Source organism: Plantibacter sp. VKM Ac-2885 (assembly GCF_015351205.1).
GTDB classification, from domain to species: domain Bacteria; phylum Actinomycetota; class Actinomycetes; order Actinomycetales; family Microbacteriaceae; genus Plantibacter; species Plantibacter auratus.
Window position 1 is genome coordinate 428,913 of record NZ_JADKSK010000001.1, and the last position, 15,577, is coordinate 444,489.

The following is a 15,577-nucleotide window of genomic DNA, read 5'->3' on the forward strand; positions in this document are numbered from 1 at the left end:
GGGTGGAGGCGACATGACGACGTCGAGACCGCCACGCGCCCAGACCGGCCCGGCCCGCTTCGCGACGGAGGACGGACTCGAGGACTACGCGCTCCGCTACGTGCCCCGCAGCTTCCGCCGATGGTCAGCGGGCGCGGTCGGGGCCACCGCGCTCGGGAGCATCGCGTTCCTCGCCGACTTCTCCATCGGCGCCGGGATCGGCCTCGCGCACGGCGCGCTCAACGCGATCGTCGGGATCCTGCTCGCCTCGGTGCTCATCTTCATCATCGGGTACCCGATCGCCCGTCACGCCGCGCGGTTCAACCTCGACCTCGACCTCATCACCAGGGGCGCCGGTTTCGGGTACGCGGGCTCGGTGATCACGAACGCGGTGTTCGCGTCGTTCACGATCATCTTCTTCGCCCTCGAGGGCGCCATCATGGCGCAGGGGCTGTCCGTGGGGATCGGGATCCCGCTCCCGATCGGGTACCTCATCGCGACGATCGTCGTCATCCCGATCGTGATCTACGGCATGCGCGCACTCGAGCGCGTGCAGCGGTGGACGACCCCGCTGTGGTTGGGCCTCGCGCTGCTCCCGGTCGGGATCCTCGTCCTCGCCGACCCCGGAGCGGTCTCCACCTTCCTCGAGTTCCCCGGGAGCGACGGTGGTCCGTCCGGAGGGTCGCTCCTCGACCCGGCGTCCGTCGTCCTGAGCGCGAGCGTCTGTTTCGCCCTCATCCCGCAGCTGGCGGAGCAGATCGACTATCTCCGGCTGATGCCGCCCCGAACCGCTGCGACGAAGCGGGGCTGGCGCACCTCCTTCGTGCTCGCCGGCCCCGGCTGGGTGATCTTCAGCGGCGTGAAGCAGCTCATCGGCGTCTTCCTCGCGGTCTACCTCGTCTCCGTGGTGGATCCGACCCTCGGCTCGTTGGCGACCGAACCGATCAGGCAGTTCCTCGGCGTGTACGAGACGATCATGCCGCGCTGGGTAGCCGTCGTGCTCGCCCTGCTGCTCGTGATCCTGGCCCAGATCAAGATCAACGTCACGAACGCGTACTCCGGCTCGCTCGCGCTCACGAACGTGACCACGCGCCTGTTCCGGCGGTACCCGGGTCGGGCGGCGTTCGTCGTCGTGAACGTCGGCATCGCGCTCCTGCTCATGCAGTTCGACGTCTTCACGCTGTTGACGACGGTGCTCGGATTCTCGGCGCACTTCTCACTGGCGTGGCTCGTCACCGTCGCGGTGGACCTCACCGTCAACCGACGTCTCCTCCGGCTCTCGCCGGCGACGCCCGAATTCCGCCGCGGAATGCTCTACTCGTGGAATCCTGTAGGAATGGTGTCGTTCCTCCTCGCGACCGCCCTGTCGATGGCGGTGTACTTCGGTGCGCTCGGGCATGCCGTGGCACCGTACTCGGTGCTCGTCGCGATCGGTGTCGCGGTCGTCGTCACACCGCTCATGGCGATCCTCACGCGCGGCCGGTTCGCCCTGCGTCGGAGTGACGACGGCATCGACATCCCACGCTACGACCGCGACGGCACCGCATCGGTCGAGCGGCTCCGCTGCCACGTCACCGGGTACCTCTTCGAGCGGCCAGACATGCTGCGTTCGGCGGAGCGCGCGCCCGATGGTGGCGTCCAGTACATCTCGTCGCTCGCGCTCGCCCTCGACCGTTCAGGCCGGTACGTCCTGCCGGCGGACCCACCGCGACGCAGGAGCCGGGCGTGACGGCCGTCGAGCCGTCGATCGGATCGAGCTCCGCCGAAGCGATCCTGCAGGCCGCCGCAGACCTCCTTCGCGAACACCCGTTCGACGACATCGGCTACGGCCAGCTCGGTGCACAGGCCGGCGTGTCCGAGCGCACGGTCTTCCGACAGTTCCCCACGCGAGAGCACCTGCTGGAGCGCCTCGCCGCGTGGATCTCGCAACACGGCTTCGAGCCGCCGAGGTTCCACAGCATCGCCGGGCTGCGCGCCGCGGTCCGGTCGGCGTTCCGTGCCTACGACGAAGCACCGGGGCAAGCCGCTCTGCTCGCCCGCGCCGAGACGATGGCGCCGGTGGGTGCCCAGGACGCGCGCAACGGGACGACGGCGCTCGCCACGGAACTCGACCGCCTGTTCCTGCGGGTCGCCCCTGGCCTGTCCTCGGTGGACCGGCGCCGCGGGGTGGCGTCGCTCCTGCTGGCCGCGGGACCGACGCACTGGGCGCGCATGCGCTCGGCGTTCGACTTCGACGGCGCGAGCAGCGCCGCGGTGTTCGACGCCGTCCTCGACACCACCCTCGCTTCGCTGCGTCTCGGTGCCACCGTCGTGGATGCGGACGGCGGGGTCGTGCCCGGAACCGCCTCGACGGTCGAGCTCACCATGACCGACGCCGTCCCCGAGCCGATGGACCCTCTCGGCGATCGCCACGACGAGCGGAATCCGCGCACCACGGAGCTGATCCTCACGACCTTCATCGAGCTCATCGAAGAGCTCGGCTCCGACGACGTCTCGTACAAGCTCATCGCCAGGAGGTCCGGGCTCGGTGAGCGCACGATCGCGCGGTACTTCCCGACGAGGTTCGACCTGGTGACGAGCCTCGCCCGTCATCTCGCCGATGAGGTCTTCGCCCCGTCCCACTCGTCGTCCGTGTTCGAGCTGCCGATCGTCATCCGCGAGTCGATGCTCCGTTTCGGTGAACGCCACGAGCTCGCGCACCTCGCCGCGGAGGCCTCGACGCGCACCTCGCACGGCGGTCTCCCGGCGCAGGCGCGGCGCATCGCGTCCCTGGTCGACGCGGAAGCCGTCGGGCTGGAGTCGGGTGTGCGTGCCGTCGTCATCGCCCGGCTGACGCACCTCGACAGCCCGGCGGCCTGGGCGACCCTCGCCCGGTGGCACGGTCGCGACGTCTCCGCGATCGCCGACGCCGCGGCCTGGGCGCTCGAATCAGCGCTCGACCCGCTCCGCGACAACGCCCTGCATCAGGCGCGCCGCGCGATCGGCACCGAGACGGGCGTCACCGGCCGGTCGGCGCCTCCGCCGCAGCCGGAACGCGGACGGTGAGGGCACCCGGCTCGATCCAGGCGTTGATCGCGACGGCCTTGCCGAAGCCGTCGCCGTCGAGTTCGATCTCCTCCGGCTTCGACATGCGGGCGACGAAGCGCTTCGCGGTGCCGTACCGGAGGTCGCCGTCGTCCTTCTGCTTGCCGGCGAGGGCCTTGCCCGCCTTCGTGCGACGGAGGACGCCGTTCACCCAGGCGACCTTCGCCCAGATGCGGATCCACCCGAGGATCCCGCCGGGGCGCATGAACATGAGGTCGAACAGGCCGTCGTCGACGACCGCGTCCGGCAGCAGCAGGATGTTGGCCGGCAGCGAACCGCAGTTGCCGATGATGACGGTGTGGACGGTCGCGCGGGTCTGCGGCTCGTCGTCGATGCGGAACCGCAGGTGCAGTTCGTCGGGGTCGCGCAGCGACTTCACGATCGCGTCGACGTAGGCGGCCCAACCGGCCTTCGCCTTGAGGTCGTCGTCGGTGTTCTTGATCATCTTCGCGTCGATCCCCATGCCGGCCATGACGACGAACACGTGGCGGTCGCGGGAGTGGTCGGCACGCTCGATATCGATGACGCCGAGGTCGATGGGCTTGTCGTCGCCGGTGAACGCCGTGACGACGGAGCCCGGGAGGTCGTTCAGGGTGAGACTCAGGTTGCGGGCGAGCAGGTTGCCGGTGCCGGAGGGGAGGAGCGCGAGGGGGATCCCGCTGCCCCGCAAGGCCTCTGAGACAGCGCGGACCGTGCCGTCGCCGCCGGCCGCGATGACGAGGTCGACCTTCGCGGCGATCGCCTCGGCGGTGACGCCCTGGCCGACGTCGTCGATGCTCGTCTCGAACCAGAGCGACTCGCCCCAGCCCGCGTCGGCGGCGGAGCGGTCGACCGACTCCCGGAGTGCGTCGAGGTCGACCTTCACGGGGTTGTAGATGACGGCGGCGGTCTTGGTCGCCGTGGTGTCGCTCGGCGTGGTCGTGCTCTCAGGAGTCGTCATCCGATCAGCATAGGAGCGGAGACGCGGACGAGGGGGATCCCGCTCACGGGTTGACGCGGCACGTGGGTTCTGTAGGCGGCGGAAGAGTATCGTTGAGTCCTTGCAGGCACCGTCCATGCCCGCCACGAACGCAGTGTCCGCGGCGGCCTCCCCATCGTGATTGCGACATCGTGAAGATCCTCTCCATCCAGTCAGCCGTGGCCTACGGGCACGTCGGCAACTCCGCGGCCGTGTTCCCCCTCCAGCGCATCGGCGTCGAGGTGATCCCGGTCAACACGGTGAACTTCTCGAACCACACCGGGTACGGCGCGTGGCGCGGGCCGCTCATCTCGCCCGAGCAGGTCGGCGAGGTCATCACCGGTGTCGAGGAGCGCGGTGCGTTCCCGCAGATCGACGTCGTGCTCTCGGGCTACCAGGGCGGCGTCGGCATCGGAGACGTCATCGTGGACGCGGTGCAGCGGGTCAAGGCGGCGAACCCCGACGCGCTGTACGCGTGCGATCCGGTCATGGGCAACGCGAAGTCCGGGTGCTTCGTCGCCCCGGAGATCCCCGACCTGCTGCGCGACCGCGTCGTGCCGAACGCCGACATCATCACGCCGAACCAGTTCGAGCTGGGCTTCCTCACGGGCACCGAGCCCGCTTCGCTCGAGTCCACGTTGGCGTCGGTCGAACTGGCGCGCGCGATGGGCCCGTCGGTCGTCCTGGTGACGAGCGTCGAGCGTCCCGACCGCGACCCCGAGACGATCGAGATGCTCGTCGTGGACGACGCCGGTCGGTGGATCGTCCAGACGCCGTTGCTGCCGTTCAAGGCGAACGGTTCCGGCGACGTCACGGCCGCCCTGTTCGCCGCACACTACGGCGAGACCCGCGACGCGAAGCTCGCCCTGGAGCGCACGGCGTCGAGTGTGTTCGACCTCGTCGAGCTCACGTACCGCTCGGGCCAGCGGGAGCTGCAGCTCGTCGAGGCGCAGGAGTTCTACGCGAACCCGCGGATGCAGTTCACCGCGACGGCGGTCTGAGCCGCTGAGGTCCCCTTCCGGTCCCTGAGCTCCCTTTCCGGTCCCTGAGTTTCCTTTCCGGTCCCTGAGCTCCCTTTCCGGTCCCTGAGTTTCCTTTCCGGTCCCTGAGCTTGTCGAAGGGCGGGGTTGTCCGTGTGCACTTCGACAGGCTCAGTGACCGGGGAAGGTGTCTCGAACGGTTTTCGGTCCCTGAGTTTCCTTTCCGGTCCCTGAGCTTGTCGAAGGGCGGGGTTGTCCGTGTGCACTTCGACAGGCTCAGTGACCGGGGAAGGTGTCTCGAACGGGTTTCGGTCCCTGAGCTCCCTTTCCGGTCCCTGAGCTTGTCGAAGGGCGGGGTTGTCCGTGTGCACTTCGACAGGCTCAGTGACCGGGGGCGGCTCAGTGACCGGGGAAGGTGTCTCGAACGGTTTTCGGTCCCTCAGCTTGTCGAAGGGCGCACTTCGACAAGCTCAGTGACCAGGGTGCCTCAGCGCTTCCTCACCGCACGGCGCGGCAGGCGAGGTGGAGCGCGAGGCGCACCTCCGGGTCCGCCATGTCGACGCCGAGGAGCTCCTGCGCGCGGGTGATCCGCGTCGCGACGGTGTTGCGGTGCAGTCCGAGTGCGGCGGCCGTCGGCGCGACCGCGGACTCGTGGTCGAGGTAGGCGGACAGCGTCGTCAGCAGTTCACCGTTGCCGGTCTGCAACGGTGCGAGGAGCGACCGCGCCGCCGGGACGAAGGTGTCGTTGCCGGTCCAGGCGAGCAGGAGCTGTTCCAGGCCGAGGCCGTCGACCCGCACGAACCAGCCCGTCGTGGACCGGTTCGCGGCGATGCGCACCGCGTCGGACGCCTCCCCGAGTGACGACGTCAGGCCCGCCGATCCGCTCGCCAGCGACCCGACGGCCGTCGCGACGTTGAACGAGCGCCGCGCCTCGACGTGCAGGTCGCGGAGAGCGGCGATGTACCGCTCGACCTGCGGTGGCTCCGGCGGTTCGGCGAAGGTCAGCCAACCGCTCACACCGCGGCCGCTCGTCGTCGCGTGGGAGTCCACGGCGATCCGACCGAGCGCACCGGTGACGAAGCGGAGGAGTTGTAGGGCGTCGACCCGGCTCCGGCCGACGATGCGGAACGCGAGGTGGTAGCCGGTCGTCCGCCAGCCCCGCTCGAGCATCCGGCGTTCGACGTCCGGATCGGGGCGGCCTCGGAGGTCCACGAAGTCCCGCAGGACGCCGGACGACACGGACGCGTCACTGACCTCGGCGACCTCGTCGATGAGGATCCGCGCCGCGACGGCGGGCATGGCGACTTCGGCGGCGACCGCGAGCGCACTCAGCTGTCGGTCGTCGAGTCCGTCCCCGAAGAACGCGACCCGGAGGCCCTCCCGACTCGGGCTGTCCACCCGGACCGATGCCGCCGCGCCGCGCCCGGCCTTCGTCAGGTCGACCCAGGGGCCGAAGTCGATCGCCGCGTGCACCTCGGACGGCAACCGCCCGCCGGCCTCGAGCAGGACGCCCTCACTGTCGATGAGGGCGATCCCGTGGCCGATGCTCGTCGAGAGGTGGCGGAGGAGGTCGGCCAGGCCCTCGGCGTGGTACTCGATGGACTGCGCGACCTTGCGGACGTACCCGAGGGTCAGGGAGTCGCGGGCCTCGACGAGCTGCCAGCACGCCTTCGCGAGCAGCATCGGTCGGTCGACGTGCAGGAGCGAGAAGCCGAGTCGGTCGGCGAGCGCGCGCGTCCCCGCGCCGAAGCCGTCGGCCTCCGGGATCGCCAGGGCGAGGAAGCCACGATCCCGGGTGCGACGGACGAGTGCGTCCTGCTGCCACGGCCTCGTGGGTGGGGCTCCGGTCACCACGGCCAGTCGTCCGGCGCCGTCCTCGGGGAGGGCCGCCTCGTTCGTCTCGACCACGACGCCGGCCCAGTTGGCGTCGGCCGGGCCGGCGATGAGCCGCACGCCGCCGTTGTCGGGGTGGACGAGGAGCGCACCCAACTGCAGGCGATCGCTCATGCCGGGACCTCGTCGGTTCGGACCTCGTCGAGCTCGTCCAGGCCGTAGGCGGACGGGAGCACGTGGCGGAGTCGCTCCGGGGAGCCGGACCACCAGTCCGGACCGTCGACCCGGATGACGGCGACGTGTCTCGCCATCGAGATCGCGGTGACCTCGAGGATGTCCCGGGAGACCGCGTCGACCACGACGATGAGGTCCGGCGCGGCGGCTTCGAGTCGTCCGTCGGTCATGAACGCGAGCGTCTCGGAGCGGGCGACGAGACGGTGCAGCGCGCCACTGCTCCCGTCGATCCCGAAGGTGAGCACGTGCGGGTCCCGGGAGTCCGGCTCGATGCTGCTGACCCGTCCCTCCGCGAGGAGCCGTCCACCCAGCGACTCGGCCAGGGCGGTCAACGGGCCGTCGATCCGCGCGAGGAACGCTCCGCCCAGCTCGAGTGCCCGAGCGGCGTTCCCGACGATGGCGTGCGCGCGGAGGTCGCCGACGGTGAAGCCCGCGAACACCATGCCGCCGCTACCGCCGGCCTGCACGATCGCCGCGCGGACGACGCGTTCGATGTCGAGGGCCCGCTCGGTCTCGACGAGGGCGACCCCGCCGGCACCGGTGTCGCACGTGACGACGATGCCCGGCACCTCGTCCACGAGGATCGACATCTGGTCGAGCGAGGGGACGGCGCGTCCGGTCAGATCCGCGTCGACGATGGTCCGCCCCGCGGCGAATGCGAAGGGGGTGAGTCCGTTGACCCCACCACCCTCCAGCGAGCAGATGGCCGGGATGCGGTGTCCGAGCCAGCGCTCCGCGGCCCCGATCAGCCGCCCGAACGGATCCGTGCCGGGCAGGCGCTCACTGAGCAGCATCGTGGAACCGACGAAGCCGACGGCGAGACACGGGGTCTCCGGGTCGAGGTCGTCGACGCTGTGGAGGTCGAACGGCCAGGCGCGCTCGTCGCGGAGCGCCAGCTCGAGCATCGTCGTCGCGCCGCCACCTCCCGAGCCCAGGATCGCGAACCCCGTCGCCAGGGCGGAGAGGCGATCGTGCTCGAGGAGGGTCGGCATGCCCTCAGCCTAGGCTCGGGAGTCCCTGGTGTCGCGAACGAGCTCGTCGGTGAACGCCCGGGTGATGATGCTCTCGTCTGGAAGAGCACGTTGAGCGTCTTCAGTGAGCTCATATCTGCTGACCGCGACGGGATTCGTTGCGGATGCCAGCGCATACCGGACGACGGTGTCGTTCTTGCTGGCGACCAGGAGAATTCCGACGGTCGGTTGGTGTTTGCCTGGAATGCGCAGCCGATCTTCGACGACCGAGACGTAGAACCCGATCTGGCCGGCGTCGCGTGGGTCGAACTTCGTGGTCTTGAGCTCGATGACGACATAGCGCAGCTGCTCGACGTGGAAGAACAACAGATCGACGTAGAAGTCGTCGCCTTCGATCTCGAAGTGCACCTGGCGGCCGACGAATGCGAACCCTGGGCCGAGCTCGCGCATCGTCTCCAAGATGCGGTTCACCATCTGCTCCTCGAGGTTCCGCTCGGAGATGTCGCTGTCGACGGCGAGGAATTGCAGCGCGTACGGATCCTTCGTGATCTCCTGTGCCTGGTCAGCATCGGGCCGCTGGAGGGTTCTCGAGAAGTTCGTAGGGGCTGCTGACTCCCGCTCATGCAGCCGCGTCGTGATCTGGTGTGCCAATACGGATCGGCTCCACCCGTGGTGCACGTCTTTAGCCGCGTACCAGTCGCGGAGCGTCTGGTCGTCGAGCTTGTCGAGGAGCTCGATCACATGGCCCCAGGGCAATTCGCCAACGGGCCGTTGGCGAATTGCCGATGGGTCAGGCCATGCGTCAGAAAAGCGACGCATGTAGCGCATATTCGCCGGAGAGAAACCCTTCATCGAAGGGAACTCGGCGCGCAGGTCAGCGGCAAGCCTCGACAGCACGTTCGAGCCCCAAGCCTCTTCAGCCTGTCGTGCTCGAAGCGTGTTACCGATATGCCACCAGAGCTGCAACAGCTCGGTGTTCGTCTGTCTCTGCAGGCGCAGGCGTGCGGAGTGGACGTGTCGTTTCACGTCCTCGAACGCGGCCGCATACGTCTCAGGAGTCAGCTCGTCGACCATTCTTATATGTTAGATGCGGCAGGTTGGCAGAGCTGTCGATCAACCGTGGTTTCCGGCAACGCCCTCCGTAGCCAACGCGAACGCATCCGCGGCTTCCGCAGCCACTGCCTCGCCCTCCACCGGGACGAACGGCTCCGTCAGCCCGAACGCGGTCGGTCCGAAGGCGCGCAGTGCGTCCGGGGTGCGCATGAGGGCAGGCGTCGAGATGCCGAGCACCCGGACGCGCTGCCCGTAGCGGAGGCCTTCGGTCGTGATCGGCTCGGCGGTCTCGTGGTCGACGATGCAGATGAGGTCCGGCACGATCGCGACGACCTCGCCGTTCCACCGGGCGATGAGGTTCTCGTTCTGGAACGAGATCTCGAGGCGTTCGGAGCTCGACGGGTCGGCCGACCAGATGACGGCCGTGCCCTTGGCGAAGCCCTCGGTGGTGCGACGCTCCACGTCGGCCACCTTCCCGACGAACAGCTCCCGCACGTGGGAGTAGAGCGTCGTGGAGAGCGTGTCGGCGATGGCGGCGAACGGTGAACGGTGCTCCTCGCGCGCGACCCGGATCGCCCGGCCGAGGTCCAGCGCCATCGAGATCGTCCGCGGCACCGCGGTGCGACGCACGTCCGCCCCGCTCATCGCGTACTCGGCGATGTGGGCGACGCCGCCGAGACGGATCGCGATGCCGCGCGCCAACCACTCCATCTGTCGGTCGTCGTCGCCGGTGTCGATGATCACGCGCTCGCCGCGTTCCCCGGCGATGGCGAGCGGCGACCCATGCACGCCGTACACCGCGAAGGTCTCCATGGAGAGCTCCGGGAAGGCCCGGCCCATGCCGTCGGCGTCGACGACCGGCAGCCCGGTCTCGGCGGCCACGATGAGCGGGATCATCGAGTTGATGCCACCGCACTCGATCGGCATGGTCGCGTCGGCGGTGCGCCCGAGGTGCTCCTCGAGCGTCCGCAGGGCGAGTGTCGGTTCGAACCCGGCCGGGATCTTCTCGACCATGACCGTCGGAGCGCCCATCTGCGCGGTGGGGATGACGAAGAGGTCGTCGGCGAGGTCGTCGGGGTCGAGGATCGTGATGGAGCGGTCGCCGAGCACCTGCTTCACGAGCATCATGCCGATGTAGGGGTCGCCTCCGCCGCCGGTCCCGAGGAGGGTGGCGCCTCGGGCGAGGTCGGGCAGGTCGTCCGCGGTCAGCGTCCAGCTCATGCGGCGACCTCCGGCGCAGGCGTCTCGGCCGTGCCGTCGAAGCGGTGGGACGGCACCTCGTACCCGAAGTACCCCGGCCCGACCATAGCCAGCGCCTCAGGACTGTGCCAGCGGTCGTCGCTCGGCGCCGAGATCACGCGGACGCGCTGTCCGTAGCGGAGCCCCTCGGTGGTGATGGGCTCGCCCGAGTCGTGCTCGAGCACCATGATGAGGTCGGGCGTCGTCACGAGGGTGACACCGTCGAGCGCCGCCATGAGGTGCTCGTTCTGGAACGACAGCTCCAGGCTCGCGTCGACGCCGTCGATCCGAGCGCGACCTCGGGCGAACCCGGTGGTGGTCGCGCGCTCGACGTCGATGACCTTGCCGGAGAACAGCTCGCGACCGCCGAGCAGCTGCACGGTCCGCTCCACGGGATCGGCCTTCTCGGCTCGGGCCGCTTCGATGCCGTCGCCGATCTCGCGGCACAGCGACAGCGAGTCGGCGACGAGCGCCTCGCGGGCCTGCGCGCCGGACATCGGGAAGCCGGAGATCATGACCGAGCAGCCCATCTCGACACAGGCGACGCGGGCGATGCGTTCCGTCCAGCTGTTGTCGACGGTCGTGAGGACGCCGGTGTTGCCCTTCTCGTCGCTGAACGCGAGCGGGGAGGCGTCGATGCCGTACAGGGTCGGGAGCACCATCTGCAGCTCGGGGAAGGCCCGCCCCATCCCGTCGGCGTCGATGAGGGGGAGTCCGAGCGCTGCGGCTGCGGCGATCGGGATGGTCGAGTTCACACCGCCGACCTCGGCGCACGCGATGTGCGTGACCGGGCGACCGAGGGAGGCACTGAGGGCGTGGACCGGTGCGACGACCTCGGTGAGGCTCGGCAGCTTCTCGACCATGACGGTCGGGGCGCCCATCATCGCGACGGTGAGGACGAGCGCGTCGTCGGGGACCTCGTCGAGGGTGACGACGGTGACGTCGCCGTGCTCGCGGAGCGCCTGCGCGGCGAGCAGTGCGCCGATGTACGGGTCACCGCCACCGCCGGTCCCGAGGACGGCCGCACCGCGGGCGAGGCCGGGGATGAGCTCGGCCGAGATGGTCCAGCTCATCGGAGGCCTCCCATGTCGAGGTCGCCGACGGCCTTCACCCGGATGCGCGTGGCGTTCCCGGGGAGATAGGGGATCGGGACCTCGTCGAAATCGACGATCGCGACCGACGCGGGGGAGGCGCCGGCCGCGATCGCCTTGTCGATCGCCTCGGCACGGACCTCGGCGATCGCCTCCTCACGCCGGCCGGGTTCGATGGCGTAGACCTTGTCGATCTCGCCCCCGACCTGCGCGATGGAAGCACCGATGGCATTCGCCACGGCATAGTTGTCGGGCCGGTGGACGGCGCCGAAGATGGGGAGTTCGTCTGAGAGCAGGATCGACCCGCCGCCGACCGCGACCACGGGGATCGGCTCTGGGGAGGTGCGCATGCGGTCGACGGCCTCGGCGATGCGTTCGCCGATCCGCTCGAGGACGCGCTCCACGAAGACCGGGTCGAGGTGGGCGACCTTCGAGGCGTCACCGATCGACGCGCGACCGGCGGCCACGGCGATGTCCGTCGCCGTGAGGGTGCTGCCGCCGAAGACGAGGGCCTCGGTCATGAGCTTGTACCCGACGGACGCCGGGCCGACCTCGGCGGTCTCCTCGTCGACGATGCTGCCGCCGCCGATGCCGATGGACAGGACGTCGGGCATGCGGAAGTTGGTACGGATGCCGGCGACCTTGACCTCGTTCGCCGTCTCGCGGGGGAAGCCGTTGATGAGCAGGCCGATGTCCGCCGTGGTGCCGCCGATGTCGACGACCGCGCACGTCGCGAGTCCGCTCGTGAGTGCCGCCCCGCGCATCGAGTTGGTGGGGCCGGAGGCGAACGTCGCGACGGGGTAGAGGCGCACGTAGTCCTCGTCCATGAGCGTGCCGTCGTTCTGGCTGAGGAAGATGGGCGCCTCGATGCCCTGCTTCCGGACGGCGGCGGTCAGGCCGTCGACGATCTCCGACGCGAGCTCGCGCAGGGCTGCGTTGATGATCGTCGCGTTCTCGCGCTCCAGAAGGCCGATGCGCCCGATCTCGTGCGAGAGCGAGATGGCGACGTCCGGGCCGAGGACCTCGCCGACGATCCGCGCCGCCTCGACCTCGAGGTCGTGGTTGACGGGGCTGAAGACGGAGGAGATCGCGACCGAGCGGATGCCGTTCGCGCGCATGTCCTCGGCGTGTGCCCGCAGCTCGTCGGGGTCGATCGGCGAGATGGGGCGTCCGTCGAACTCGTAGCCGCCGTGCGCGAGGTAGCTGCGTGCGCTGATCGCCTCGACGAGCTCCGCCGGCCAGTCGACGAGCGGCGGCAGTGCGCGGGTCGCCGGGAGCCCGAGCCGCAGCGCCGCGGTGGGTGCGAGCCGCTTGGCCTGCACGAGGGCGTTGATGAAGTGCGTCGTGCCGATCATCACCGCGGTGATCTGCTCACCGTCGAAGTGGTGTCCGCTCCGCAGTTCGCCGATCGCCTGGACGATCCCGTCGGTCACGTCCGGGGTGGTCGCGTGCTTGACGGCCGCCAGGGTGGTGGTGCCGTCCATGAGCACGGCGTCGGTGTTGGTGCCGCCGACATCGATACCGATGTGCATATGAGGGGTTCGCTTTCTGTTGGTGCGGTGGAGCGGTGTGCGTTGGAACGGTCTGACGGGATGGAACGGGCGTCCCGCGGGTCAGCTCGAGGCGGTGGCGGGGCTGTCCGTCGTCACGTCCGCCTCGATCTGCGAGGTGTGGGCGACGCCGACACCGCGGACCAGGCCGAGCTTGCCGGCGGCGATGTACAGCACCATCGAGAGGATGAGCGACAGGACGGCGGGGATGCCCCAGGTGACGAAGTAGCCGGTGATCGCGGACACGGCCCAGATGATGATGGTCGCCGGGACGATGCGCGGGGCGGTCGTGGGCAGGCGGCCCGAGGCGCGCGTCTCGTCGAGCTCACCGCGCCAGCGCTTCACGATGAAGTACTCGGCGACCATGATGCCGGCGATGGGCGGGAAAGCGACGCCGAGGATGATGAGGAATCCGGAGAACTGACCGAGGATGCCGACCGCCGCGAGGATGGAGCCGACCACACCGAGCACGATGGTGGTGGTCACGCGGTTGAGGTTCTTGCCGAACGCGGTCGAGATGAAGTTGACCAGCCCGAGCGTCGACGAGTACAGGTTCCAGTCGTTGATCTTGAGCGTCCCTGTGATGACGATGATGAGGCCGATGAGGCCGACCGACGACGTGACGATCGCGACGACGTTGCCCGAGGCTGCGGCGTGGGCGAGCAGGACCCCGGAGAGGCCGATGACGAACTCACCGAGCGAGACGCCGACGACGGTCTGCTTGATGACGTCGGCGCGGGACCGGTTGAAGCGGGTCATGTCGGCGGTGATGATGGCGCCGACGATGAGGCCGCCCGCGACGATGCCGGTGCCGGCCCAGACGCTCATGGTGGGGCCGGGTGCCGGGCCGGTGACGAGTTCCATGAAGTCGTGCTGGGTGAGTTCGCTGATGATCGACCAGCCGACGAGGATGAGGAACAGCGGGACGGTGATGTTCGCGAGCCACTGCATGCCCTTGAACCCGTAGGCGACGATGGCGGTGACGGCGAGGCCGAAGATGAGGCTCCAGGCCCACACCGGCATGAAGCCGGGCAGGAGGGCGTCGAGCGACTCGGCGGAGATCGCGCTCTGGATGCCGAACCAGCCGATGAGGCTGATGCCGATCGCGAGTCCGACCAGGGACGCGCCGATCTCGCCGAAGCCGGTCCAGCGGGCGAGGAGCGCGGTGTTGAGGCCCTCCTTCTGGCCGATGATGCCGACGATGCACATGATCACCTCGAGGATGATCGAGCCGAGGAGCAGGGCGAGGAACGCCTCGCCGAAGGTCATGCTGTAGCCGAGGGTGGCGCCGAGGAGGAACTGGGACAGGGCCGACACCTGTCCGAAGCGTTGGACGGCGATGCCGAACCAGGGCTTCTGTGCGTCGGGACGGACGCGGGACAGGGCGAAGTCGTCTGCGTGTGCCATGCGAGCCATGCTGGTCTCCAGAAGTGGGGGAGGGAGCGGTGCGGGTGGCGGCAACGTTACCGACGGCCCGCCCGCAGCAGAATGTGCATGATGCAGGAATCCGCGCGCGATATCAGCACTCTGCACAGGCACCCCGTCTCACCAGGTCGCTGAGTGACCCACCTGGTCCCTGGGCGACCCACCTGGTCCCTGGGCGACCCACCCGGTCCCTGAGCGACCCACCCGGTCCCTGAGCGACCCACCCGGTCCCTGAGCCTGTCGAAGGGGGTGTCCTCCGTGTGCACTTCGACAAGCTCAGTGACCGAGGAAGGCGGCTTGGTTGGTTTCGGTCGCTGAGTGACCCACCTGGTCCCTGAGCCTGTCGAAGGGGGTGTCCTCCGTGTGCACTTCGACAAGCTCAGTGTCCGAGGAAGGCGGCTTGGTTGGTTTCGGTCCCTGGGCCGGCTCAGAGCGAGGCCTGGATCACCTCGAAGGTCCGTGCCCCGTCGAGCGCCGCCATGTCGTGGCGGATCCCCGGGAACCGCGTGACGGTCCAGCCGAACCGTTCGTAGCGCTCGACGTCGGCTCTCGGAAGGACGAGCTTCGCGTCGTCCGACAGCACCAGCGTCGAGGGGACGATCGGTGCCGACGGCGTGACCGGGTTCGCTGCGACGTCCTGCAGCACCTCCGCGATCATCGACCGGTCCCACGCGGCATGCGCGGCCTCGGCGAGCGCGACGTTCGCGGGCCCCGTCGCGGGGTCCGTGCGGTCGTACAGCCAGGCCAAGAGCCGCGGCAGTCCTGGGATCGCCCAGAACAGGCGGGCTCCGAGACCGCGACCGGGGAGTTTCAGCCCGAACCCGGGATCGAGGTAGATCGCGTGCGCCGGGTGGAGCGGCCCCACGATGTCGATGAGGAGCCGCCCGCCGAGGGAGTGGCCCACGATCGCGTCGAGGCCGGTCGGCAGCGTGTCGACGAGGTCGGCCGCGAGTGAGGCGATGTCGTAGCGCTCGCCCCGGGTCCGATCGGCGCGTGGGCTGGAGCCGTGACCGCGCAGGTCGACGAGCAGGAACGTGTACCGCTCCGGGTCGGACGCTGCGACGACGTCGGTCCAGGCGGCTCCGTCGGCCAGGAACCCGTGGATGAGGGCGATCCGGACCGGTCCGTGCCCGCGTTCCTCGACGTGCAGTCGCATGGCCCTCCTCCGTCGGCGCTGGTG

The 15,577-nt window shown here is 69.5% G+C and carries 12 protein-coding genes; 3 read left to right on the forward strand and 9 right to left on the reverse strand.

All coding sequences use genetic code 11. The features are described from left to right. The first annotated feature begins 13 nt into the window (after positions 1-13). Positions 14-1,708, forward strand: coding sequence for a cytosine permease (locus ITJ66_RS02010; protein WP_194643115.1), 1,695 nt, complete (start codon positions 14-16; stop codon positions 1,706-1,708). Next, entirely contained in the window at positions 1,705-3,024 is a 1,320-nt protein-coding gene (locus ITJ66_RS02015; protein ID WP_194643116.1) for a TetR/AcrR family transcriptional regulator, read from the forward strand. Before ITJ66_RS02010 ends, ITJ66_RS02015 begins: the two co-directional genes overlap by 4 nt. On the opposite strand, the gene ITJ66_RS02020 is transcribed toward ITJ66_RS02015, so the two are convergent. Beyond that, positions 2,978-4,003 carry a diacylglycerol kinase family protein gene (locus tag ITJ66_RS02020; RefSeq protein ID WP_191940074.1) on the reverse strand — a complete coding sequence of 342 codons (1,026 nt, stop codon included), beginning with the start codon at positions 4,001-4,003 and terminating at the stop codon, positions 2,978-2,980. The two genes, ITJ66_RS02015 and ITJ66_RS02020, sit on opposite strands and share 47 nt — an antisense overlap. 170 nt (positions 4,004-4,173) lie before the next feature. Between ITJ66_RS02020 and pdxY the strand changes: the two genes are divergently transcribed. Beyond that, a complete protein-coding gene (gene pdxY, locus ITJ66_RS02025; RefSeq protein ID WP_079704522.1) occupies positions 4,174-5,022 on the forward strand; it encodes a pyridoxal kinase PdxY in 849 nt (282 codons plus the stop codon). Positions 5,023-5,499: 477 nt separating this feature from the next. Here the strand turns inward: pdxY and ITJ66_RS02030 are convergent, their stop codons facing one another. The 8 genes from ITJ66_RS02030 to ITJ66_RS02065 form a co-directional block, all read right to left on the reverse strand. Continuing rightward, a complete protein-coding gene (locus ITJ66_RS02030; RefSeq protein WP_137242756.1) occupies positions 5,500-7,008 on the reverse strand; it encodes a CdaR family transcriptional regulator in 1,509 nt (502 codons plus the stop codon). After that, a complete protein-coding gene (locus tag ITJ66_RS02035) occupies positions 7,005-8,060 on the reverse strand; it encodes a DUF917 domain-containing protein (RefSeq protein ID WP_194643118.1) in 1,056 nt (351 codons plus the stop codon). Before ITJ66_RS02035 ends, ITJ66_RS02030 begins: the two co-directional genes overlap by 4 nt. A 9-nt stretch (positions 8,061-8,069) precedes the next feature. Continuing rightward, a complete protein-coding gene (locus tag ITJ66_RS02040) occupies positions 8,070-9,113 on the reverse strand; it encodes a YhcG family protein (protein WP_194643120.1) in 1,044 nt (347 codons plus the stop codon). A 39-nt stretch (positions 9,114-9,152) separates the two neighbouring features. Beyond that, positions 9,153-10,313, reverse strand: coding sequence for a DUF917 domain-containing protein (locus ITJ66_RS02045; protein ID WP_194643122.1), 1,161 nt, complete (start codon positions 10,311-10,313; stop codon positions 9,153-9,155). Further along, positions 10,310-11,404 carry a DUF917 domain-containing protein gene (locus tag ITJ66_RS02050; RefSeq protein ID WP_194643123.1) on the reverse strand — a complete coding sequence of 365 codons (1,095 nt, stop codon included), beginning with the start codon at positions 11,402-11,404 and terminating at the stop codon, positions 10,310-10,312. The genes ITJ66_RS02045 and ITJ66_RS02050 overlap by 4 nt, the downstream gene beginning before the upstream one ends. After that, positions 11,401-12,954, reverse strand: a complete 1,554-nt coding sequence (locus ITJ66_RS02055) for a hydantoinase/oxoprolinase N-terminal domain-containing protein (RefSeq protein ID WP_086472672.1) — start codon at positions 12,952-12,954, stop codon at positions 11,401-11,403. The genes ITJ66_RS02050 and ITJ66_RS02055 overlap by 4 nt, the downstream gene beginning before the upstream one ends. 81 nt (positions 12,955-13,035) lie before the next feature. Next, complete coding sequence (locus tag ITJ66_RS02060; protein WP_085511293.1) at positions 13,036-14,388, reverse strand: cytosine permease; 1,353 nt, start codon at positions 14,386-14,388, stop codon at positions 13,036-13,038. 436 nt (positions 14,389-14,824) lie between these two features. Further along, positions 14,825-15,553, reverse strand: a complete 729-nt coding sequence (locus tag ITJ66_RS02065) for an alpha/beta fold hydrolase (RefSeq protein WP_194643124.1) — start codon at positions 15,551-15,553, stop codon at positions 14,825-14,827. Between the last annotated feature and the right edge of the window lie 24 nt (positions 15,554-15,577).